Source organism: Polymorphobacter sp., assembly GCF_048007885.1.
GTDB lineage: Bacteria > Pseudomonadota > Alphaproteobacteria > Sphingomonadales > Sphingomonadaceae > Sandarakinorhabdus.
Genome location: NZ_CP180346.1, coordinates 653940 through 677055 on the forward strand (window position 1 = coordinate 653940; position 23116 = coordinate 677055).

Genomic DNA, 23116 nt, shown 5'->3' on the forward strand with positions numbered 1-23116 from the left:
GAATGAAAACAGGTCAACCCGTGAAAGTCCAGTGGAGGGTGCTGTCACAATGCTGAAAACAATGCGGCGAGGCGGCGCTGCCACAGCACCGGCCGCCGAATCGACAAGCAGCGCCGCCCCACCCAAAAGGCGGCCATACCGGGGGATAAGATCATGACGCGCCGCAATATCCATCGCCTCGGCTGGCTCGCCAGCGCCGCCACACTCGCCGCCGCCACCCAGACATCGGCCCAGACCGTCGCCAGCGCCGAAGGGGCCACGTCGGCGGCCGAGATCATCGTCACCGCCCGCAAGCGCGACGAGCGCCTCATCGACATCCCCGTCTCCATCCAGGCCTTCACCAAGGAGACCATTGCCCAGGCCGGCATCGACAATCTCCAGCAGATTTCCGAGCGCACACCGGGCCTCAATTTCCAGAATCTCGGCAATTCCCAGCCCGGCCGCTACAACAGCGCGGTCCGCTTCCGCGGCATGGACGTCAACATCTCCACCCCCTCCAACCAGACCGGCGCCTTCCTCGTCGACGGTGTGCTCGTGCTCGGCGGCGCCCAGTCGGTCGGCTTTGGTGACATCGAGCGCATCGAGATCATCAAGGGCCCGCAGGCCGCCTATTTCGGCCGCGGCACCTTCGGCGGCGCCGTCAATCTCATCACCCGTGATCCGTCCGAAGATCTGGGCGGCCAGTTCGCCGGCGAATACAGCCCCAATTTCGACAGCTACAATCTCTCCGCCGCCATCGAAGGCGGCATCGCGCCCGGCATCACCGCCCGCATCAGCGGCTCGCGCGTCAACAAGGGGGCCATGTTCACCGCCACGGACGGCGGCGAACTCGGCGCCGAGCGCACTGACATGCTCAACGCCACGGTCATGTTCAAACCCACCGAAACCATCCGCATCAAGGCCCGCGCCACCTTCGGCTGGGATGATGACGGCGCGGCGTCAGCCACCTATGTCCCCTATGGTCAGGTCGGCAACCTCCCCATCGGCACCCCCATCACGGTCAAGACCCAGCGCAACCCGGCCTTCGCCACCACGCTGCGCCAGCCCTATCAGCGCGGTCCCGTGCCGATCGTGCCGGTCACCAGCAACACCGAATTCTACACCGTGCCCGCCACACCCACGCTGCCCGCGCTCGATCTCGCCGATGTCATCCTCGGCAACAGCCTCGGCGTGCCCGACACCGGCACGCCGGATCTCGACCGCTTCGGCCTCCGCTCCGACTGGCGCATCTACTCGCTCACCGCTGATTTCGAGCTTTCCGACACCATCAACCTCGCGCTGCTCGGCGGCTACAACAGCCGCAAGACCACCCAGATCCGCGACGGAGACTATACCGACGCCTTTGGCTGGGCGCTCAAGAGCTTCCTCCGCCTGCGCAGCTACACGCTCGAAGGCCGGCTCTCGGGCGATTTCGGCAAGCTGCGCCTGCTCGGCGGCGTCAGCTATTATGACCAGACGCAGGATGGCACCATCGACGGCGGCATCGGCGTCTTCACCAGCCTGTTCGGCAACCGCGATGTCGGTCGCGGCAATATCGCCGGCAATTCCATCAACACGCTCGGCTTCTTCGGTTCGGCCGAATATGACATCACCGACTGGCTGATGCTGTCCGCCGAGGGCCGCTACCAGATCGACAAGGTCACACCGCGCGGGGGCGTCTTCGGCCTCACCACAACGCAGCTCCCCACCCAGACTTACAACAACTTTCTGCCGCGCATCATCCTCACCGCGCGCCCCGACAACAACACCACTCTCTACGCCAGCTATTCGGTCGGCGCCCTGCCCGGTGACAGCAACGCCATCCTCGCCACACTCTCCGAGACTGAGCGCGAGCAGGTCACCGCCCTCGCGCCCGATGTGCAGGATCAGGTCGATGCCCAGCTGCTCAAGAGCTGGGAAGTCGGCCTGAAGCGCAGCTTTGATGGGGGCCGCGCCACCATCGCGCTCGCCGCCTACTCGATGAACTGGTCGAACATGCTCTCCCAGGCCAATGTCAACATCACCACCGACGCCGGCGGCACCCGCTTCCTCTTCCCCGTCGTCGCCGGCTCCTCGCGCATCCGCGGCATCGAGCTTGAGGCCACCGCCCAGCCCTCCGACGCCGTGCAGGTGCGCGGCACGCTCGGCTATATCGACGCCCGCTACCGCGATTTCAGCAACTCGGGCCTCAATTCGCTGTTCGGCATCGTCGGCGATCTCTACAAGGCCGATGGCAACCGCCTGCCGCGCTCACCCGAGTTCATGGCCACCGCCGGCACCACCATCACCCAGCCCCTCAGCGCCGATTGGGATGTCCGCCTGCTCGCCGACCTGCTCTATCAGGGCAAGACCTACACCGACGAGACCAACCTCGCCTATATCGCCGATTATGTGCTCTTGAACGGCCGCCTCAGCTTCGTGAAGCAGGATAGCCTCACGCTCGAAGTCTATTGCGACAATTGCCTCGATCAGGGCGGCTGGCGCACCGGCCGCCGCCTGCTCGATTTCTCGCTCATTCCCAATTTCTTCAATCGCCAGGGTGCCGTCGTCCAGCCGCAGGACCGGCGCGAAGTCGGGGTCGCCGCCCGCGTCAACTTCTGATGTCCCGCCTCTTCCCCCTGCTGGCGCTGCTGCTCATAGCAGCAGCGCCAGCCCTTTCGCAAAGCCTCTCGCTCGACGCCCTGCGCACCGCCTATGCCGAGCCCGGCTCGCGCGACATGATGGTGAACGGGGTGCGCCTCCATTATGTCGATGAAGGCCCCAAAGACAGCACAGCCCCGCCCATTGTCCTGCTCAACGCCTCCTATATGGGCCTCTCCTCATGGCAGGCCGTCGCCCGCCGCCTCGCGGCCACCCACCGCGTCATCCGGCTCGATTTCCCTACCCTCGGCCTCTCCGGCCCGGCCCCCGACACGGCCTTCGACATCCGCGCCTTCGAGCCTCTGACGCTCGGCCTGCTCGATGCCCTCGAAATCCCCCGCGTCCATCTCGTCGGCACCTCATCAGGCGGCATCGTCGCCTTCCGCCTCGCCGCCACCCACCCAGACCGCATCGCCCGCCTCATCCTCGTCAACGCCGCCGGCCTGCCGCGCACCGCCGCCACCGACCCGCTGCGCCAGCGCCCCCGCAGCCCCGATGATCCCGCGCCCGGCAGCCGCGCCTTCTGGGCGAAAAGCCTCACCGAAAACTTCGCCGACCCGGCCCGGCTCACCCCCGAATTCATCACCCAGGTCCATGATCTCAACCGCCGCGAGGGCCAGCGCCGCGAAGCCCGGCTGTTCATGCAGACCTTCAGCACTGGCGACCCCCAGTCCGTCCTCGCCCAGGTCCGCGCCCCCACCCTCATTCTCTGGGGCAAGAAGAGCATCACGCTTTCACATCTCGAAGCCGAAGCCTTCGCTCACTGGCTCAAGAATGCACCTCACCGCATTGAAAAATATGAAGACGCCGGTCATTATCCCCAAGTCGAGACCCCCGACCGTCTCGCCGCCGACATCGCCGCCTTCGTCTCCGGCGCGCAGGATCACCAGCTCGTCCCGCCGCCACTCGCCACCGCCGCCAGCCTTGAGGCGCTGCCCTTCTGGCAGGCCAGCGCTGGCCTGTGGGAAGGCGAAAACATCTATATCGCGCCTGATGGCACGGCCAAATCCCCGCCCTATGCGAGCCTCACCGAGGTCCGCCTGAACGGCACCCGCTTTGAGGAGACCGAACACCGCTTCTACCCCGCCTCGCCGACGGCCGAGGCGCTCGCCGGCCGCCCGCTTGGCAAAGGCGAAAGCATCGAGGTCCAGCGCCGCGCCACCGGCCAGATGCTCGACGCCAGCGGGGCGGTCAGCCTCACCCCGCTTGCGCCGGGCCAGTCGCTCATCCTCCGCCCCGTCAGCCCCAGCGCCGCCATCCTCACCGCCCGCACCAGCGCGGACGGCCCGCCCTCCTACCGCATCCACCATGACCTGACCGGTCCTGACACACGGCTGCGCACCACCTTCGGCCTTGATGACGGCGGCCGGCTGCGCGCCGTCGCCCTGTTCACCGAAACCCGCCATCCGCCCGCAAGCCTGCCGACGCGGCTCGGCGAATTGCGCAAGCGTTTCAATGTCGTCACGATACTCGAAAGTCGCCCCGACGGCAGCCTCGCCCCGAAAGACTCCACAGCCCAGTAGCGCGGTCGCTGCTTTGGCGATACTCAGGGGCAGGCAGGGCAGGGGGCAGGTCGCCGCCACCCTGCTGGAGAGGCATGATCGAAACCGTCACCAGCTTCATCGCCGAATATAGCGCCGCCACCGGGCTGGTGCTGCTCGTCGGCCTGTTCGCCGCCTTCATCTCCGAGCGTTTCCCCCCCGTCGTCGTCGGCGTCGCCGGCCTCGCCCTCGTCCTGCTGGCTGGCTTCGTCACCGTAGATGATGTGCGCAGCGTCTTGTCCAACGCCGCCCCCGTCGCCATCGCCGCGCTGTTCATCCTTTCGGGCGCGCTGGTCCGCACCGGGGTCATCGAGGCGGTCATGGCCGTGCTGCTGCGCCGCGCCGACAAGCAGCCCAAGCGCGTGCTCACCGAAGTCTTTGGCGGCGCCCTCTTCACCGCCGCGGTGGTCAACAACACCCCTGTGGTCATGGTGCTGATCCCGGTCGTCCAGCGCCTGTCGCGCGTCGTCGGCATCGCCGCCACCCGCCTGCTCATCCCGCTCTCCTATCTCGCCATCATGGGCGGCACCCTCACGCTCGTTGGCACCTCGACCAACCTGCTCGTCGACGGCGTCGCCCGCAGCCTTGGCCAGCGCGCCTTCGGCATCTTCGAGATCACCGGCGTCGGCGTTGTCGCCGCGCTCGCCGGCACCGCCCTTCTGCTCCTCCTCGGCCCGCGCCTGCTCCCCGACAGACCCGACACCTCTCCGGAAGAAGACAAGGCCCGCGTCTGCCTCTCCGAGCTGCTGGTCCTGCCGCGCTCGGAGATGATCGGCCGCCGCATCGGTGATATCGGCGCCCTCAAGCCCGACCGCGCCAAGGTGCTCGGCCTCAAGCGCGACGGCCAGATCTTCCGCAAGGATCTCGCCGACATGCGGCTTCTGGCTCAGGACCGTCTGGTCATCTCCGCCTCCCCCCATGAGCTCGCCGCCTATGCCGCCGGCACCAGCTTCGAGGTCGGCATGCAGGGGCTGGCTGGCGGCGTCGATCTCTCCACCAAGCGCCGCCCGGCCGACATCACCATCTATGAAGCCGTCGTCGGCCCCACCCATCCCAATCTCGGCCGCGCTCTGTATGAAATCCCCATGCTCTCGCGGCTCAACATCCGCGTGCTCGGCATCGGCCGTGGCTGGCATGTGCCCGGTCCGGATCTTCGCTCGGCCCGGCTGCGCGCCTCCGATACGCTGCTCATCGCCGCCGCCCCGCCCGAAGCCGAGATATTGCGCGAGAACGTCCACCTCACCGGCATGACCCAGGCCGACGCCACCCCCTTCCGCCGTTCGCGCGCGCCCATCGCCATCATCGCGCTCCTTGGCACCGTCATCGGCGCCGCCATGGGCCTGATGCCCATCGAGGGGCTGGCCATCCTCGCGGTTGCCTTGCTGCTCATCACCCGCACCGTCGATCCGGGTGAGGCCTGGGACTCGATCGACGGCAGCCTGCTCGTCCTCATCTACGCCATGCTCGGCATCGGCATGGGCCTGCAACAGGCCGGCAGCATCGATCTCATCGTGGGTCTGGTGGCGCCCCTTCTGGTCAAGGCACCGCTGCTGCTGCTCATCTTCGCCGTCTATCTGCTCACCTCGGTGCTCACCGAAATCGTCACCAACAATGCGGTGGCCGTCCTCCTCACCCCCATCGCCATCGGCCTCGCCCAGCAACTCGGCATCGATCCCCGCCCGCTCATCGTCGCCGTCATGTTCGCTGCGTCTGCCAGCTTCGCCACCCCCATCGGCTATCAGACCAACACGCTCGTCTATGCCGCCGCCGATTACCGCTTCGCCGATTTCCTGCGCATCGGCGTGCCCATGAACCTCGTCGTCGGCACCACCGCCAGCATCGCCATCTGGCTGCTTTTCTGATCCGCACTTGATCCCGGTCAAGCCGGGCTGCCGCCTTTCATGCCATCCCCGGCCCAACGAAAGGATCAGGCATGAGCGAATTTCTCGACGCCAACCAACTCAGCATCCTGCGCTGGCTGCACATCATCGCCATGGTCTATTGGCTGGGCGGCGAATGGGGCGTCTTCCAGACCAGCTACAAGGTCATCGACCCGCGCCTGCCCATGGCCGAGCGCCGCCGCCACATGGACACCGCCTACCACATCGACATCATGGCCCGCACCGGCATCATCTCGCTGCTGCCGCTCGGCCTCCACATGGGCTATCTCTGGGGCGTGCAGCCGCTGGGCGGCGGCTGGCTCTGGGCGATGTGGGGCGTCTGGGCGGGCTGGATGTGGCTCACCTGGGCGGCCTTTGCCGCGCGCGGCACCCCGCGCTTCAAGCCGCTCTCCGATCTTGAAGACTGGACGCGCTATCTGCTCATCCCCACGCTCATCATCGTCGCCGGCGCCAGCCTGATGGGGCAGGGGCCGCTGGCCGGCGGCGGGGGCGAGAAATGGTATGCCGCCAAGATGCTCACCTACGGCCTCGCCCTCATCATCGGCGTCGTGCTGCGTCTCGTCATGCACGAATGGCAGCGCCTCTTCCCGCTGCTCGAAGCCGGCCCCAATGCAGAGGCTGAAGGCAAGCTCGCCCGCTCCATGACCACGGCGCGAAGCCTCGCCTATCTCTATTGGGTGCTCATCCTCACCACCGCCTTCTTCGGCGCGGTCAAGCCCTTCTGAGCCGCAATACCTTCAGAAACTGCGGTTTGCCGCCAGCGCCCCCATCTGCGCCGAAATCGCATGAAATTCCGCCACCGTCTCCTCGATGATCGCGCGCACCGGCTTCACCTCGTCAATCAGCCCCGCTGTCTGCCCCGCCAGCCCGACGGCCGCTTCCATGTCACCGCCAAAATACAATTCCAATATCCGCGAAAACGTATCCGGCGGCATCAGCCCGGCCTCATGGATGGCCTTGGTCCGCTCGGTCTTCAGCGCCCGGATGCACGGCGAGGCCCGCTTGTTCAGCACATAGGTGCCGGTCTCGCGCGCCGCCACGATCGCTGCCTTGTAATTGTCATGCACCGGGCTTTCGGCAGCCGAGACAAAGCGCGTGCCCATCTGCACGCCTTCGGCACCCAGCGCAAAGGCCGCCGCCATGCCCTTGCCATCGGCAATCCCGCCAGCCGCCACCAGCGGCACATCGGTGATGCGCCGGATTGCCTGCAGCAGCACCAGCGTTGACACCTCCTCGGGGTTCTTGAAGCCGCCGCCCTCCGCCCCTTCGACCACCAGCCCGTCGACGCCCGCCTCCACCGCCTTGCGCGCCGCCTCCACGGTCGGTACGGCATGATAAACCACAATCCCCGCTGCCTTCAGCGGCGCCAGAAACTTCGCCGGGCTGCCCGCCGAGGTCGTCACAAACGTCACCCCGCTCTCCGTGATGAAGCGCAGCATCGCGTCATCCTTCAAAAACATGATCGGCAAATTCACCCCGAACGGTGCCGTCGTCAGCTCGCGCATCCGCAAGATCTCGGCCTGGCAATTCGCCGTCTCGCCCGAGCTGGTCTCGATGATCCCCAGCCCGCCCGCCGCGCATACCGCAGACGCCAGTTGGCTGCGCGCGATCCACCCCATCGGTGCCTGCACGATCGGCAGCCGCGCCCCGCAGTGCGCCAGAAATCGGTTGCTCACAAAAGATCCTTCCTGATCATGTCGCTGCCACCCGCCGGCAGACTGACCATCATCCCATCACGCCCGACCTTAATCACCCCCTCAAATCGCCGGGCTGAATCCCGCACAAACGCCGCCTCCAGCGGCAGCCGTCCCGGAACTCGTCCGCATGGGCCATGTTTTGGCATTATCAATGCAAAAACTTGCCAAGGTCCAGGAAAGCTGCCAGCCTCAAACCCTCAAAAGAGGAGTCGCCATGCGCCAGATCATGCGAATAACGGTCGGCCTGCTCGGCCTGTTCAACCTCGCCATCGGCCTCGCCTTCCTCATCGCGCCGGCGGCCCCCGCCGAAGCCTTTTTCCTCGCGCCCCAGGGCACCCAGGGCCTGGCCACGCTGCGCGCCGACATGCCCGGCTTCTTCATCACCGCCGCCAGCTTCGCCCTGCTCGGGGCCTGGCGCGCCGATCCGCGCCCGCTCGCCGTGCCGCTCGCCATGCTGGCGATCGCGCTCACCGGCCGCAGCCTCAGCCTCGCCCTAGATGGCGCGCCCGACACCGCCTTCCCGCCGATGATCGCCGAAGCGGTGATGATCGCCATTCTCCTCACCGCCCGCCGGGCCTTTCGCGCATGAAGCGCGCCGCCCGCCCCGGATAACGCCCATGTTTGCTGGTTCCGTTGCTCCGCCCGGCGCCGATAGCCCCCAGCTTGATGGCCGCACGCGCCGCGCCGCCACAAGCCGCGGCCGCATCGTCAAGGCCATGCTGGCGCTGGTGGGGGAGGGGGTCATCAGCCCCACCGCCGAGCAGATCGCCGCGCGCGCCGGCGTCGGCCTGCGCACCGTCTTCCACCATTTCCGGGACATGGACGCGCTCTACATCGAATTGACCGCCGAAGTCGCCCGTCGCTTCGAAGCCATGGCCGCCCCCTTCAAAAGTCCGGACTGGCAGGGCCAACTCGCCGAACTCATCGACCGCCGCCTCACGGCCTATGAAAAACTCCTGCCCTTGAAACGCGCCGGCGATGTCCACCGTCATCGCTCAAAGGTGCTGCAAGCCAGCCACGCCGCGAGCCAGGCCGCGCTGCGCGCCCGCCTCCAGTCGCTGCTGCCGGCCGCCCGCGCTGCCGACGCGGCCGCCTTTGAAGCGCTCGATCTCACCCTCAGCCTCGACAGCTGGCAGCGCCTGCGCGATCATCAAAGGCTCTCGCCCGACGCCGCACGCGCCACCATCACCCACCTCGTCGCCCTCATCCTCGCTGCCCCAAAGGAGCCTGACGCATGAAGATCCTGCGCACCCCCGACACCGCCTTCAGCAATCTCGAAGGCTATGAGTTCGCCCCCCACTATACCGAAATCACCGACGCTGCGTCCGCCACACCGCTTCGCATCCACCATATCGAGCAAGGGCCCGCAGACGCCGCCCCCGTCCTCCTCATGCACGGCGAGCCGAGCTGGAGCTATCTCTACCGCAAGTTCATGGCGCCCCTTGCGGCCGCCGGCCACCGCGCCATAGCCCCCGATCTCATCGGCTTCGGCAAGTCCGACAAGCCGGCCGCGCGCGCCGATTACACCTATGAGCGCCACGTCGCCTGGATGTCCGACTGGCTCCTCGCCAATGATCTCAGCGGCATCACCCTCTTCTGTCAGGATTGGGGCGGCCTCATCGGCCTGCGCCTCGCAGCCACCTTCCCTGAGCGTTTCGCCCGCCTCGTTATCGCCAACACCGGCCTGCCCATCGGCACCGGCTTCTCCGAGGGCTTCAACGCCTGGTTGAAGTTCAGCCAGGAAGTCCCTCAATTTCCTGTCGGCGTTATCGTCAACGGTGGCACGGTGCGCGATCTCTCTCCCTCTGAAATCGCCGCCTATGATGCGCCATTCCCCGATGAAAGCTCCAAGGAAGGCGCCCGCCAATTCCCCACGCTCGTCCCCATCACCCCTGAGCACGCCAGCGTCGCCGAAAACAAGGCCGCCTGGGAGGTGCTGTCCCGCTTTGAAAAGCCCGTCCTCACCTGCTTCTCAGACAAGGACCCCGTCACCTCGGGCGGTGAAAAGCCCATCATCGAGCGCATCCCCGGCGCGAAAGGCCAGCCCCATACCATCATCCAGAACGGCGGCCATTTCCTGCAGGAAGACGCGCCCGAAACCCTGACCCAGCTTCTCATCGACTTCATCGCCGCCACGAAAGGCTAAAGCCATGAGCCTCGCCTTCGATCTCTTCTGGTCGTTCCGCTCGCCCTATTCCTATCTCGTCACCCCGCGCATCGCCGCGCTCGTCGAAGCCCATGATGTCCAGTGCAACGTCCGCATCGTCTACCCCATCGCTGTCCGACAGGCCGATTTCTTCGCCAACGCCGACCCGCTCTGGGTCCATTATCTGCTCAAGGACTGTTACCGCACCGCCGACTATCTCGGCCTGCCGTTCCGCTGGCCAAACCCCGATCCCGTCTATCGCGACCCCAACACCGGCCAATACCCCCGCGAACAGCCCCATATCCACCGCCTCAGCCATCTGGGCGTCGCCGCCGCCGAGCGTGGCCACGGCCTCGCCTTCATCCGCGAAGTCAGCAGCCTCATCTGGAACGGCCAGACCGACAATTGGCACGAAGGCGACCATCTCGCCAAGGCAGCCGCCCGCGCCGGCCTCGACCTCGCCGATCTCGATGCCGCTGTCGCCGCCAACGAAGCCCATTACATCGCGAGCGTAGAAACCAACCAGTCAGACCAGCGCAAGGGCGGCCATTACGGCGTCCCCCTCATGGTCCATGACGGCGAACCCTTCTTCGGTCAGGACCGTTTCGACCAGCTCGTCTGGCGCCTCCAGCAAAAAGGCCTGCGCCCGCGCTGAATGCAGCTCCCCGGACGCGCCTTCCCATGTCGGGCAATCGGGAATAGCCTTGCGACCGGAAGGAACGACAGGCGATGATCACGCGGGCGGCCCCCTGGTTTCTGACACCGGCGCTGGCAGCACTGTGCCTCACGGCCGCCGCCAGCGCCGCGCCCGGCAATGATCAGACCGCCCCCAGAATTGTCGTCCAGGTCGGCCATCAGGCCAAGGTCGAAGCCGCCGTCTGGGCCAATCAGGGCCGCAATCTCGTCACCCTCGCGCAGGACGGCTCCCTCGTCGTCTGGGATACCGCGTCCGCCAATATCCTCAACACCGCCCGGCTGCCGGTGGACTGGGCCGATCTCGGCCTCGCCGCCTGCATCAAGCTCCGCACCATGGAGATCGACGCGCGCACCGGCCAGCTGAGCATCGCCTACGCACTCGATCTCGAAGACCAGCATGTCGCCGCCCGCACCTCCCAAGACCTCGGCCGGCCATTCTCCCTGTCCTCGATGCAGACCCGCGGCTGCGAGGGCATCGCCAAGGCCGCCAGCTGGTATGCCTACACCTATGATCTCGCCTCGCTCGCCCTGATCTCGGCCGGCCCCACAGACATCCCACCAGATATCGCCCGCCGCAGCTTTGCCGTGACAGCACGCGTCGACCCGAATGGCAGAGACATAAGCCAGAGCTTCACCTACGCTGCTCCGCCCGAAACGCCGCTGCAGAAGCTACCCCCAGCACCGCAAGGCACGATCCGCCTCGAACATAATCACGACGACGGCAAGCGCGGCGATTTCAACCGCCGCGACGACAATCTGCAATTCGAAGGGTCGACCTGCACCTCGCTCGAAAAATGCCGCTACGGCGTCAATCTCATCGCCGGCCCCGGCGGCGGCGAGGTCATCACCGCGCTCACCGGCAGCCCCAAAAGCTATTTCCTCGATGCCGACCTCAGTCCGGATGGCCGCCAGCTGGTCCGGGTCGAAGGGCTGCGCAACGACACCGAAGCCCGGGTCGAAGTCCTTGAGCTCGCCGCAGGCCGCTCATGGCCCAGCTTCAGTGCATTTCGCGCCTATCATCAGGTCAAGTGGCTCGGCGCCGCGCGCTATGCGCTGATCAGCGAGGGCTACAGGGCCACCGATGACACCGACGACGCCATGCAGGGCTTCCCGCCAACCCTCATCATCGACCGGGACTGTGCCCGCGCCGGAACCTGCCCCGGCATTTCGCCCTATGCCGGCCTCACGCCAACCGACGAAGACGGCGGCTTCCTCGGCATCTTCAGCCTCGCAGACTGTTACCGAGGCAGCCGCATGTCCCTGTTCCGCCAGCCCTTCTGCCCCGGCGGCAGCGAAATCCCGCTGGAGATGGACAGCGACGTGACGCTGGTCCTGCCGCAAGCCTTCGCCGCCCGCCTGTCCGCCGTCGCCGCGCCGACCGCGACCGCCGAAGCCCGCTGGCAACCTCTGGCCCAGCCCGCCTTCCCGGCAGGCCAGGAAATCACCGCCATCCGCCTCTCGCCCGACCGCACCCGCCTTGCGGTGGCCGTGCGAGACAAGCCGCCCAGCGACATCGGCCTCGAAGAGATGCTCGGCACCCCCGCGCCAACCCGCACCGACGCGGTCTGGCTCTACACGCTCGACAGCGCCGGACAGCCCGCGCAAGGGCGAAAGCTCATCAGCTTCGCCGAAACGCTCGATGAAGGCTATCCGGGCATCGAGGGCGTCACCATCGCCGATGAAGCCGGCGCGACCATCGTGCATCTGAGCGGACCGGGCGAGGCCGGCGGCATCTTCGACCTGCAGTTCACGCCGGAAGGCGACAGGATCATCTTCACCAAGTCCCCCTATCAGGCCCCGCAAGACGGCCGCCTCTACACCCTCCCCCTTACCAGCCAGCTCACGGTCCAATATACCATCGAGCGCGAATTTCTCGCCCATCACCAGAGCCAGATCGTCAAGACCGGCCACAGCGTCTCCGGCGGCCGCCTCGGCCCGACACCCGAATTTGCGTCCCGCCGCCTCCTCGCCCTCGGCCAGAACCGCGCCTTCGGCCTCGACACCCGCGAGCTGATCAACACGCAAACCGGCGAGATCCTCGCCAGGAACATGAGCGCGCTCCCGATCATCCGCGCCGGCCTCGTCGAGCAGGGCCAGCTGCTCTGGGGCGCCTCGGAAGACGGCGCCGTCCATGTCTGGGACGCCGAAACCGGAGAGCGCCTGCTCACCCTCTACACCTTCCCCGACAACCGCTTCTTCGCTGTCACCCCCGACGGCCGCTACGACACCAACCTCGGGCCGGACACCAACCTCATCCGCTGGGTCGTGCCCGATGCGCCCTGGCAAAGCCTCGCCGCACAAACCTTCATGCGTGATTACTACGAGCCCGGCCTCTACCGGAAGCTGCTCGAATGCCGGGCCGCACAAAGCTGCGCCAATGCCTTCGCCCCGCTCGGGCCCATCGCCAGCCTCAACCGGGTGCTGCCCGAAGTCGAAATCACCAGCATCACCCCCGGCCGCGATGCCGGCGAAGCCTTGGTCAGCGTCCGCGTCACCGAAGGGGTCGATCTCAAGGCCGCCAACGGCAAGACCCGCTCGGGCATCCGCAGCCCGCGCCTGTTCCTCAACAACAAGCTCGTCGCCGCCGCGCCCGAACAGTCGCAGCGCCTCGTCGCCAGCGCACAGGAGTTCGCCTTCCGCGTGCCGCTCCCGACAGGGCAGGGGACCGAGCGCCTCACCTTCTCCGCCTATGCCTTTAACGAGGACCGCATCAAGAGCGAGACCGCCAGCCTCACCTATGCGCGCCCGCCGGCAACGCCGCGCAATCGCCGCGCCTTCGTCATCAACATCGGCATCGATCATTACACCAGCCCGCAATTCAGCCCGCTCAGCTTCGCCGGCAATGATGCGACCCTGCTCGCCAGCCGACTGGGCGAGATCGCCGGCCATGACACGCATCAAATCACGATCGGCGCGCGCGCGCCGGACGGCAGACCGCCCGCCATCACCCGCCAATTGATCCTCGACACCCTCGCCCTGCTGGTCACCGAAAAGGGCCGCACCAAGACCCTGCGCCAACTGCAGCGCCTCGGCATCGACGCCGCAGCGCTCAACGTCGCCACCCCCGATGACATCGTCATCATCTCCTACGCCGGACACGGCTGGGCAGAGCCGCGCGGCGCCTTCTTCCTCATCCCCAGCGATGCCCGGTGGGAGCCGGCGAGGGCCGCGCCGGAGCCGGACAGCGTGATCTCCACGCAAGACCTCACCGCTCTCCTCGAACGGGTCCAGGCGGGCGAAATCAGCCTCATCATCGATGCCTGTCATTCGGCCGCCAGCGTCGACAGCGGCGACTTCAAGCCCGGCCCGATGGGCGACAGCAGCCTCGGCCAGCTGGCCTTTGACAAGGGCATCCGCATCCTCGCCGCCGCCCAGGCCGATGACGTGGCGCTCGAAGATTCCCGCCTGCGCCAAGGCCTGCTCACCTATGCGCTGGCCGCCGAAGGCCTGACCGACGAAGGCGGCGCCTCCGACCAGAACCGCGACGGTGAAATCCGCCTCGATGAATGGCTCAGCTATGCCGTCGACCGCCTGCCCGAGCTCAGCGAAGACGTCCGGCGCGGCACGTTCCGCGGCGTCACCTTCCTCAGCGCCGCCCAGCCCAGCCGCCCGGTCCGCATCCAGCGCCCCTCACTGTTCGATTTCAACACCGCCCCCAGCCAGATCATCCTCAGATCAGACCTCGCCCCGGCCAATTGAACAAGCGCTCCATCTTCCGGTTGATTCTGCCGCCATGCTCATCAACGATGACCCACCACCCCCGCGACAAGGGAGAAAAACGCATGTTCCGGACCTGTCTTGCCGCTCTGGCGCTGCTGAACACAGCCATCCCCGCGCTGGCCGCCGCCCCCCTGCCGCCCGCCGATCAGGGCGAAGCCTCGATGAGCCCGGCCATGCCCGCCATCCTGCCGCTGCGCGCCCGCGCCGAGCTCGAAGACAAATGGCTGAAGGAGCGCCTCGACACGCTGGTGCCGGCGCTGATGCGCGAACACGACATCGACATGTGGGTGCTGATCGCGCGCGAATATCTCGAAGACCCGGTGATGTGGACGATGCTCAACGCCACGAGCCTGCACGCCAGGCGACGCACCGTTCTCATCTTCTTCGACCCCGGTGACGGGAAGCCGGTCGAACGGCAGGACGAGGCCCGGGTCGGCCAGAAGAATGGCATCACCCGCCGCTGGGCCAGGCGCGGGACACGGCCGTCGGCGCCCGAGGACCAACGTACCACGTCGGCCTGTATCTAGGGCGCCATCTGTCCGGCTGAGGGCAAAGGCGCAGCGCTGGTGCTGCCGCGCTGCAACACCGAAGGCATGACGCTGCACCTTGCCGAGATAGAAGACATCCTCGACCATTGCTGCTTCGCATGGAACTGCCTCACGGATCAGCCTTGGCGCGTCATGTCCATCGGACTGCGCCAATGGGCTCATGGATGAATGTCAGTGAGAGTTGCTATCAGTTGGGGGCGGTCACTGACGGGAAGCAAAGGCATCGCTCTTGAAAAGTCCAAAGCTCATGCTAAATGTAAAATATTGTAAATTTCGATTGGCCGGATAGGATTGAAGCTGAGATTTTTCTACAATCTTTTGATTGGGTTATGCATTGCCACGTCATTTAGTGGCGGTGCGCTAGCTTTGGATTCTTGGCAGATTCTATCGGCCTCTGAAGGCGAGCTAGGGGCTCTTCAGGGTTTGATCGATCGCGCTGTCGAGACCCACCCTTCCATTGCTGCCGCGGCTGCATCTGCCCGCGCGGCGGGTGCCGACGTGCGTGCAGCCAAGTGGCAGCGCTTCCCTAGCTTTTCTGTCGAAGGGCTGCTGCTGGACCAGCCTGGGAATATTATGCAGGCGCAGGCCGTTGTTGATCAGCCACTGTGGACAGGCGGGCGCATCTCCGGGGCAATCAATCGTGCCCTCATTTTGGAAGGCTTGTAGCGATATCAAAATGCCACCGTTCGTTTTTTGCTCTAGCCTATTATGGTTGCTGCGCCTTGTGAAGGTTGGCTCGGCTGCATTGGGGCTGTGTCTTTTCCTTGTGGCAGCCGCTCCGGCATCGGGAAGCACCCTAGGGGCTGAAAGCAGTGCGGGCGCTATTTCGCTAGCTTCGGCTACTATTGGTGGAGCGAGCTGTAGTAAGTCCTTCAATGTTAATGGCAAAGATGTTCCCCCGCGCGTGACCGAGATATTGCACTGTGGCGCTGTTGTCTCTGGTTACGTCTACGATCTTTTGGCTTCTGACGTTAGCGTGAGCGTCGACGCCAAGCCCGACGTTCTCGGTAAGCTTGCAACTGGTCTCCCTTTGTTGCTCGAGGGCAGCGAGTTGAAGTGCGAGGCTGCTGCGGCTTGGCAATCCTTCAGGCAGGTCCCGAATGTGTTTGCCTTGGCGTGCAGGGAGCCGGCAAATGGCAGCGCGGTCCTATTCCTGGCAACGGAAACAGCTGGACGGTTAAGAGTGGCGCGCGGGCCAGCGGGCGCTTATCCCGCGCTTTTTGAAATGATTGGCAATCCATTGTCTCGCGGCCCATCGCCAGATCTGACGGTTGCGGTTGAGGCGCTTTGGTCGTCGGCGGTGTCGATGGGGGACGCTAATACGATGTCTGAAATCGCCAATGGCTGGGCTCGTGCGCGATCCGAAATTTCCCGTTTTGATTACGCTCTGGCCGAGACTCATTTACGTGAAGCGCTCGACTTGCAGGCAAGGCTGTTTGCCGATGACGAAGGTGCAATCGCCGATTTACTTATGGATTTGGCCGTTGTTGTTGCCAAGCAAGGCAGGTTCGATGAAGCCGAGGCCCTGCTACTCCGAGCTGGCCAAATCGTCGACAAGTCACTTAGGGGCGATCTAAGGGCAAGGCTGGCTGGATATCGAGCGCGCGTATTGGCGCTAAGCGGCAAATTTGACCAAGGGCTTGCGGAGGCCTCCTTGGCGGTTAGTGAATGGCGGCGTCTTTCCCGGCCTGACGAGGTCGTCGCAACGGCTTTTTCGTCGGGAACGGCATCGACCGGCGAGGACGCGACAGACCTGACGGTCTCAGAGCTTGCCATGGCGCTCAATATTGAAGCGGCGCTGATGCTGCGGAATGGCGACCCGGCCAGTGCAATGGTTCGCGCAAGTGAGGCGCTTATCGCGCTTGGGCGGTCCGCGTTGGCGCCTCCTGGCTGGCGCTCAGACATTCTGGCCATCCTGGGTGAGGCTTCTGGAAAGCTGGGCAGACTTTCGGCTGCTGAAAAATACTTTCAGGCAGCCATCGCGGAGCGGACATCGGTCTTTGGTGAGGGCAGCGGATTGTTGCGTTTATGGCTTGGTTTGGGACGGGCCTATCAGGCGGAAGGTACTCTAAGCAACAGTATCATTGCGTTCCGCAAAGCTTTGAATATTGCATCAGGCCTGCCCAGAAATGCAAGCCCGTTCTCGGATCAGGATTTGGTGCCATTCGCTGATTCTGTGTTCGATTATGCTAAGACCGTGTCGGATGAGGGCGAACGGCAAGGTCTTTATTCCGAGCTTTTCACAGCCTTTCAATTGGCGCGTTCTCCAGATAGAGAGCGCACGTCTGGACTTGCTGCCTCGGCTTTGTTTGCGCAGTCGCCAGATTTGGCTGCCTTACAAAAGAAGATTGATGACGCGCTCCTTCTTCTTAGCAGTACGCGCGCGAAGCTGGCTAAACAGCAGGCACTGCTCCCGCAGCAACAAGATTCTTCAGCACAGGCGGCATTGATCTCTGCGGTCAAAGGACAATCTGCTCAGATTGACGATTTGAAGTCGGTGCTTAGCAAAAAATACCCGGATTATCAGTCATTGGTGCAACCTCAGATCAACAACCTCGATGATGTGCGGGCCCGGCTACAGCCAGATGAGGCGGTGGCGATGTTCCTTATGGGTAGTGATCGCTCGTATCTCCTCCTAGTCAGGCGAGATGGGTTGCGTTTGTCCCCGATTTCGGCGGGGACATCTGAACTATCTGCTGCAGTCCGACGTATTCGGCGCGGTCTTGAGATCGAGGGGCGCGCGGTTGGCGAGTTCGATCTTGATGCATCTTATCAGCTCTATTCACTTTTGTTTGCTGGTCTGCCGGATGGCTTGTCTGGCATTAGTCGCCTGACTGTCATTGCCGGGGGGCCACTTGCCGCTTTGCCATTTGGTGTCCTTGTTGCAAAGCCGGTTGATGGCTTCCGTGCCGCCAAGTCGAGATATGCTCAAGCGCATTGGCTGGTTCGCGATATTTCAACTTCCTATTCGCCCACGCTGAACAGTTTCTTGGCGTTGCGGTCCACGCGCCGTGTCCAGTCCGCTCCCAAGTCTTTTCTGGGGATAGCAAACCCGACGTTGACCGGGACAACTGGCTCGGTCTCGGCGATGGCCAATGCATTTGCTGGCTGTCGTAAGGCGGGTCCGGTGTCCTCTGAGCTATTGCGAAGCATGGCACCACTGCCGGAAACCGCGCGCGAGGTGCAATCTGTGGCGAATGCTATCAGGGCTCGTGACAGCGTGTTGCTATTAGGCAACGAGGCGACTGAGAAAGCGCTGCGGTCGCAAGACCTTGCGGAGTACCGTATTCTGTACTTTGCAACGCACGGCGTGGTTCCCGGTGAACTGCAATGCCAGAACGAACCCGGCCTTGTGCTGACGCCCCCGACAGACGGGCTTAGCCAGTTGCGCGCAGAAGACGGCATGCTCGATGCCAGCGAAATCGCTACCCTTACCTTGCGTGCAGATCTGGTGGTGCTTTCGGCTTGCAATACCGCGACATCGCAAACTGCAAGTTTGGGCGGCGAATCGCTTTCCGGATTGGCAGAGGCCTTTTTCCATGCCGGCGCCCGCAGTCTGCTGGCGACTCATTGGCAAGTGCCTTCCGCGTCAACTGAGCAACTCATGCGAGAAACCTTTACAATAATTGGTACCAACCCGAACATTGCCGTGGATGAGGCCCTCCGCGCCTCCCAGCTTGACGCAATCGGTCGTGCCAACACTTCGCACCCCTTTTTCTGGGCCGCATTTGTTATCATTGGTGATGGTGCAGTATCAGTTGGAAGCGCACCATGATGGCGGCTGCTCGCCTTGCAGCGTTTTTTTTCTGGCGCTTGCCGTTCAGTATGACTGCGCTTGTGCTTATCCGCTGGTTATTGTCGAAGCCCGTGGTGGCGGCGTAAAGCCAGGTGACCGGATCGACAGTAAGACCGTTGTTGTTCTTGGTCCCGGTGAAAAGCTGGTGGTTATTTCGCCAGACGGGCGGGTCGTTTCGTTGCGCGGGACCTACAGAGGGCCTCCGATCGATAATGCCGCCGCACAGCGTGATCCACGCGTTGCGCTGGCCGCGCTCATTACAACCCGCAATGATCGAGCTGCCACTGTCGGAGCGGTGCGGTCAGGCAGTTCCGCATCGCCATTGCCAGAGCCATGGCTTCTAGACATTTCCAGGCCAGGTGACCGTTGCCTTCGTGAGGGCACGGAACCGGTATGGTGGCGTCCGCAGGTTAATGGCTCTGCCTCCTTCTCCTTAGAGCCTATCGACCATTCTTGGCGGGCAGATTTCGTTTGGCCCAATGGGGCTGATCGAATTCGGTCTCCCGGACTGTTGGGCCTTACGCGAAATGCAATGCTTAACGTCCTGACTGGAGATCAGGAACGACCTTTGCGCATTCAGATTATACCCTCTTCCATCGATGACCCCCTCGTCATGACTACCTGGCTTTTGGAAAAGGGTTGTTTTCAACAGGCCGATGCCATGTTGGCAAGCGTTGCCGCAACTTTGAGTATGGACGCGCCGTCTGTTGAAGACCAAACGCTCGAAGAGCCTCTGGTGCGATGATGAGCGCTCGATGGAAAACCAGATTTGCCCCATGGGTAATTGCGATCATGTCTGGGCTCATCGCGTTGGCTTTGGTGATTTATATCGTGCCTATTGCGGCGTTGGACACCAAGCTGCGCGACATTCGCATTGCGGCTATGCAGCCTCCCGTCGACCCTTCCGCCGATATTGTTGTCATCGCATTGGATGAGGCGACACTTGCCGGACTGGCTTATAGATCCCCAATAGATCGGGGCCTTCTTGCGAATATTATCGAAGCACTTGAGGCCAAAGGGGCGCGGGCCATCGCAGTTGATGTGATCATTGATCAGCCGACTGAACAAGACAAAGATGATCGGTTGCGTGCCGTAATAGCGAACGCGAAAGTGCCACTTCGGTTCAGCTTTTCATCCTCCACACGGATCGTGACTGAGGAGCAATTGGCCTATTTATCGGATTTTGTACCGCCGGCCGCCCGAATGGAAGCCGGCCTACTTACCGATCCTTACGACGGTATGGTGCGTCGGATCAATCCTGGGGGCCAGTTGCGCAATGGCAAACGGGTGTTCACAGACCTCGAACCTGAGGGCTTTGTGCCGACCATGGCGAGGCTTTCTGGTGCAAAGTCGTCGCCGCGTATACCGTTGGAGATTGCTTGGCGCGCTCGACCTGATGTCGAGAGCCAGCCTTTTCCTACATATTCCGCAACGTATTTGCCGTTTCTCCCCGACACGCTGATTGCAGGCAAGACCGTGCTTGTCGGCGCTGTGCTATCAATGACCGACCGGCACCTTACGCCCTTGTCGATCATCGATGACGGCGATCAGGGTCTCATGCCCGGCGTTATGCTGCAAGCCCATGGGATATCCCAGGTCCTAGAGGGACGTAAGCCGCCGGTTGTGCCGCTAACATGGCAATTGGCGTTCACCTTGCTATTCGCCCTATTGGGGGCTGGGATCAGCCTGTGGCGCAAGGGCATTGTCTTCAACGTCGCCGTCGCTGCAGTTGCTGTCGCTGCCTACTGGGTAGGGGCTATCGTTGGCTATGGCCAAGGTCTGCCAATGTTGCCGTTGGTTGCCCCAACGCTCGCCCTGGCGCTGGCTATGTGGATGATGGACTTGCTGATCGGTCGTGGTGAGCGACAGCAGCGTGAGTTTATTCAGCGCACCTTCTCGCGCTACGTTTCCCCTGCAGTGGTGGATGAACTGGTTCGCGATCCGTCGACTGCAAGCGTATCGGGCAAGCGGCGTGAAGCCAGCTTCATCTTCACCGATGTTGCAGGTTTTACGACCTTGTCCGAAAAGCTTGATCCAGAAGCCCTGTCCGATGTGCTGAACGCTTATCTTGATGGCGCGTGTAAGATTATTTTGGATTATCAAGGCACTATTGATAAGTTCATTGGTGATGCCATCATGGCGGTGTTCAATGCGCCAATCACTCAGGCTGACCATGCCGAACGCGCCGTTAAATGTGCGCTTGATCTCGATACTTATGCCGAATTGTTCCGCACCGATTGCGTGGCACGCGGGATTCCTTTTGGAATCACCCGTATCGGCGTTCATCGCGGCGAAGCGATTATAGGCAATTTCGGGTCTCAATCGCGCATGGACTTTACGGCGCTAGGCGACACGGTAAACACTGCGGCGCGCACCGAAGGGGTCAACAAATACTTCGGCACCCGTGTCTGCTGCACACAACCGATTGTCGAGGCCTGCCCCAATCAGTCATTCCGCCCGATCGGTCAGATCGTGTTGAAGGGCAAACTGACGGCCACCTGCCTATATGTGCCCATCGCTGCTGATGAAGATCAGGTGCTTTTGGACGCATACGGCGAGGCCTATCGGATGCTCGACACTGAGAGCGCAGGCGCGACAGAGCGTTTCGAGCAACTCGCTATCCAATTTAAAGATGACCCTCTTGTGCGTTTCCACTGTGAGCGCATTGCCGCCGGTCATGCTTCGACCACCGTGGTGATGGATGACAAATAGGTTATTCCCCATGATGAACGCCGGTCGTGGCGCTTCCGAGATCAAGCGAAAGGCGGCAACCATCTTGGCTGCCTTGGCTGCCCATACAATTGTCACGACCTTGTGCGCGCCTGCCGCCGCCTGCGCGCAGACTGTGCTCCCGTCAGAGATAGACATCTCCCGGCAGCGTGTGTCCCCTTTGCCTCTGCCAGAGCCAGACTTTAATCTTAATATCATCAGCCCTGAAAAGACAGGAACGCCAAGGGCGGTTGACGAGGTTTCCTTTAAGGTCGTACGCATCCAGATAACAGGCAATACGGTGTTCGAGGCATACGATCTTGCCGAAATTTTCGCATCTTTGGAGGGACGCAAAATCCAACTCGATGAGTTGCGGCAGGCGGCAGACCGACTGGAGACGGCTTATCGTAAGCGTGGCTATATCCTCACCCGTGTTTTCATTCCTCCTCAAGAATTAAAAGATGACGTCATTGAGGTCCGCATAGTCGAAGGATACATCGCCGAAGTTTTTGTTGATGGGCGCAAAGAGGGCGCGCGCAAGCTGGCTCAGTCGCTTGTTGGCCCGGTGGTGGATGCGCGGCCTGTGCGCCTAAGCGATATAGAAGGCCCCATGCTCATACTCAATGATTTGCCCGGTATGCGGGCAACCAGTGTGTTGAAGCCAGGGGCAGCTTTTGGCAGCTCAAACATGTTCGTCAATGTTGACCGGCGGCCAACGCAATCCTTCCTTTCGGTCGGCAATGGCTCGTCTGATGCTGTCGGACCGATGACTTATGCGCTTGGCACAGCGATCGCCCGCCCTTTTGGCGCGGCTGGTTCGCTTGACCTGTCACTGAGTTCAGCCGGTGAGGCGTTTCGGGAGCTGAAGGCGATAAGTGTGCGCTATTCGGCCCCGCTTGGGACTAATGGCGCGATTGTCAGCGTTGGGTTGGTAGCGGCTCGCGCTGCTCCGGGCGGCCAAATTAGCGCCCTTGAAGTCAGGAGCAAATCCTATTCGGGCAATGTTCGGGTACGCTTACCAATCGTCCGAACCAGAGCAAACTCTGTCGCTCTTGATATTGGCCTCAACTTGAACCGCAGCTTTGTTTCGGCCCTTGATACGCCGATCAACGACGATCGCAGCACAGTTTTCGATATTGCAATAAATTGGCGTCAGGTTGGGTGGCTTGGCGGAGACTTCAGTCTCCGCGCGGGCCTTGCGCGGGGCGTAGCGCTGCTTGGCGCCAATGATGCGAACACGCTTCTGCCTTCAGTTAGCGGATTTGAACCCCAGTTTACCAAGGTCAATTTTCTACTTCAGCGCAGTCAGCCGCTGTTTGGAAATTTATCGGCATCTGCCTTGGTTCAGGGACAATATAGCCCGCACCGCCTTTTGTCTGGTGAACAGCAGGCATTTGGCGGCGGCTCGATCGGGCGTGGTTACAATCCTGCGCAATTGGCAGGTGACAAAGGCATCGGGGCGCTTGGCGAACTCCGGCTTGATTTGCCCAAAGTGTCGGTTGGCCCCTTGTTGCAAAGGCCGCAGGCTTTTGTGTTTGGTGATTGGTCAGTGGCCACAACCCGCGCCACCACGAATGTTGAGGCAACCACAGCACGGCTGGCATCGCTGGGCTTTGGGATGCGCGCAACGGCGTTCGGGCGGCTCGCGCTTGATGCGCAAGTGGCGCGCGCCCGAAGAGCTTTATCCACCGGCGAACTGCCGGGCGACCGGGTCAATTTTACCGCGACGCTTGTTTTCTGAAC

At 63.1% G+C, this 23116-nt stretch carries 15 protein-coding genes and 1 pseudogene; 15 read left to right on the top strand and 1 reads right to left on the bottom strand.

The window, feature by feature from the left end; genetic code table 11:
• Positions 1-153: 153 nt before the first annotated feature.
• The 4 genes from ACMVO5_RS03205 to ACMVO5_RS03220 all read left to right on the top strand — a co-directional run bounded on the left by ACMVO5_RS03205 (position 154) and on the right by ACMVO5_RS03220 (position 6786).
• Positions 154-2580 (top strand): TonB-dependent receptor, encoded by a 2427-nt coding sequence (locus ACMVO5_RS03205; RefSeq protein WP_416908636.1) that lies wholly within the window; start codon positions 154-156, stop codon positions 2578-2580.
• A complete protein-coding gene (locus ACMVO5_RS03210; RefSeq protein WP_416908637.1) occupies positions 2580-4142 on the top strand; it encodes an alpha/beta fold hydrolase in 1563 nt (520 codons plus the stop codon). Before ACMVO5_RS03205 ends, ACMVO5_RS03210 begins: the two co-directional genes overlap by 1 nt.
• A 74-nt stretch (positions 4143-4216) precedes the next feature.
• The gene (locus ACMVO5_RS03215) at positions 4217-6022 is read left to right on the top strand and encodes an SLC13 family permease (protein ID WP_416908638.1); all 1806 of its coding nucleotides are present in this window, start codon (positions 4217-4219) and stop codon (positions 6020-6022) included.
• Between the two features lie 71 nt (positions 6023-6093).
• On the top strand, positions 6094-6786 hold the full coding sequence (locus tag ACMVO5_RS03220; protein ID WP_416908639.1) for a hypothetical protein: 693 nt from the start codon (positions 6094-6096) through the stop codon (positions 6784-6786).
• A 12-nt stretch (positions 6787-6798) separates the two neighbouring features.
• On the opposite strand, the gene ACMVO5_RS03225 is transcribed toward ACMVO5_RS03220, so the two are convergent.
• Positions 6799-7737 carry an NAD(P)H-dependent flavin oxidoreductase gene (locus tag ACMVO5_RS03225; RefSeq protein WP_416908640.1) on the bottom strand — a complete coding sequence of 313 codons (939 nt, stop codon included), beginning with the start codon at positions 7735-7737 and terminating at the stop codon, positions 6799-6801.
• Positions 7738-7972: 235 nt separating this feature from the next.
• Here ACMVO5_RS03225 and ACMVO5_RS03230 point away from each other — a divergent pair, with 235 nt between their 5' ends.
• From ACMVO5_RS03230 to ACMVO5_RS03280, 11 genes and pseudogenes are all read left to right on the top strand, one after another.
• Positions 7973-8347: a DUF4345 family protein gene (locus tag ACMVO5_RS03230; RefSeq protein WP_416908641.1), complete on the top strand. Its 375-nt coding sequence runs from the start codon at positions 7973-7975 to the stop codon at positions 8345-8347.
• Positions 8348-8375: 28 nt separating this feature from the next.
• Entirely contained in the window at positions 8376-8996 is a 621-nt protein-coding gene (locus ACMVO5_RS03235) for a TetR/AcrR family transcriptional regulator (RefSeq protein WP_416908642.1), read from the top strand.
• Complete coding sequence (locus ACMVO5_RS03240) at positions 8993-9904, top strand: haloalkane dehalogenase (protein ID WP_416908643.1); 912 nt, start codon at positions 8993-8995, stop codon at positions 9902-9904. Before ACMVO5_RS03235 ends, ACMVO5_RS03240 begins: the two co-directional genes overlap by 4 nt.
• A gap of 4 nt (positions 9905-9908) precedes the next feature.
• On the top strand, positions 9909-10559 hold the full coding sequence (locus ACMVO5_RS03245; protein ID WP_416908644.1) for a 2-hydroxychromene-2-carboxylate isomerase: 651 nt from the start codon (positions 9909-9911) through the stop codon (positions 10557-10559).
• A gap of 74 nt (positions 10560-10633) precedes the next feature.
• On the top strand, positions 10634-14299 hold the full coding sequence (locus tag ACMVO5_RS03250; RefSeq protein WP_416908645.1) for a hypothetical protein: 3666 nt from the start codon (positions 10634-10636) through the stop codon (positions 14297-14299).
• A 419-nt stretch (positions 14300-14718) separates the two neighbouring features.
• A pseudogene (locus ACMVO5_RS03255) lies at positions 14719-15036 on the top strand (IS630 family transposase); the annotation flags it as partial.
• A 123-nt stretch (positions 15037-15159) separates the two neighbouring features.
• Positions 15160-15534 carry a TolC family protein gene (locus tag ACMVO5_RS03260; protein WP_416908646.1) on the top strand — a complete coding sequence of 125 codons (375 nt, stop codon included), beginning with the start codon at positions 15160-15162 and terminating at the stop codon, positions 15532-15534.
• Positions 15509-18643, top strand: a complete 3135-nt coding sequence (locus tag ACMVO5_RS03265) for a CHAT domain-containing protein (protein WP_416908647.1) — start codon at positions 15509-15511, stop codon at positions 18641-18643. The genes ACMVO5_RS03260 and ACMVO5_RS03265 overlap by 26 nt, the downstream gene beginning before the upstream one ends.
• Positions 18609-19409, top strand: coding sequence for a hypothetical protein (locus tag ACMVO5_RS03270; RefSeq protein ID WP_416908648.1), 801 nt, complete (start codon positions 18609-18611; stop codon positions 19407-19409). The genes ACMVO5_RS03265 and ACMVO5_RS03270 overlap by 35 nt, the downstream gene beginning before the upstream one ends.
• Positions 19410-19456: 47 nt before the next feature.
• The gene (locus ACMVO5_RS03275; RefSeq protein WP_416908649.1) at positions 19457-21376 is read left to right on the top strand and encodes a CHASE2 domain-containing protein; all 1920 of its coding nucleotides are present in this window, start codon (positions 19457-19459) and stop codon (positions 21374-21376) included.
• 10 nt (positions 21377-21386) lie between these two features.
• Positions 21387-23114, top strand: coding sequence for a ShlB/FhaC/HecB family hemolysin secretion/activation protein (locus tag ACMVO5_RS03280; protein WP_416908650.1), 1728 nt, complete (start codon positions 21387-21389; stop codon positions 23112-23114).
• Positions 23115-23116: the final 2 nt, after the last annotated feature.

Excerpts from the sequence above, each read along its gene's own strand:
- ACMVO5_RS03205 (WP_416908636.1), top strand. The coding sequence starts at position 154 with ATGACGCGCCGCAATATCCATCGCCTCGGCTGGCTCGCCAGCGCCGCC.
- ACMVO5_RS03210 (WP_416908637.1), top strand. The coding sequence starts at position 2,580 with ATGTCCCGCCTCTTCCCCCTGCTGGCGCTGCTGCTCATAGCAGCAGCG.
- ACMVO5_RS03215 (WP_416908638.1), top strand. The coding sequence starts at position 4,217 with ATGATCGAAACCGTCACCAGCTTCATCGCCGAATATAGCGCCGCCACC.
- ACMVO5_RS03220 (WP_416908639.1), top strand. The coding sequence starts at position 6,094 with ATGAGCGAATTTCTCGACGCCAACCAACTCAGCATCCTGCGCTGGCTG.
- ACMVO5_RS03230 (WP_416908641.1), top strand. The coding sequence starts at position 7,973 with ATGCGCCAGATCATGCGAATAACGGTCGGCCTGCTCGGCCTGTTCAAC.
- ACMVO5_RS03235 (WP_416908642.1), top strand. The coding sequence starts at position 8,376 with ATGTTTGCTGGTTCCGTTGCTCCGCCCGGCGCCGATAGCCCCCAGCTT.
- ACMVO5_RS03240 (WP_416908643.1), top strand. The coding sequence starts at position 8,993 with ATGAAGATCCTGCGCACCCCCGACACCGCCTTCAGCAATCTCGAAGGC.
- ACMVO5_RS03245 (WP_416908644.1), top strand. The coding sequence starts at position 9,909 with ATGAGCCTCGCCTTCGATCTCTTCTGGTCGTTCCGCTCGCCCTATTCC.
- ACMVO5_RS03250 (WP_416908645.1), top strand. The coding sequence starts at position 10,634 with ATGATCACGCGGGCGGCCCCCTGGTTTCTGACACCGGCGCTGGCAGCA.
- ACMVO5_RS03275 (WP_416908649.1), top strand. The coding sequence starts at position 19,457 with ATGTCTGGGCTCATCGCGTTGGCTTTGGTGATTTATATCGTGCCTATT.
- ACMVO5_RS03280 (WP_416908650.1), top strand. The coding sequence starts at position 21,387 with ATGATGAACGCCGGTCGTGGCGCTTCCGAGATCAAGCGAAAGGCGGCA.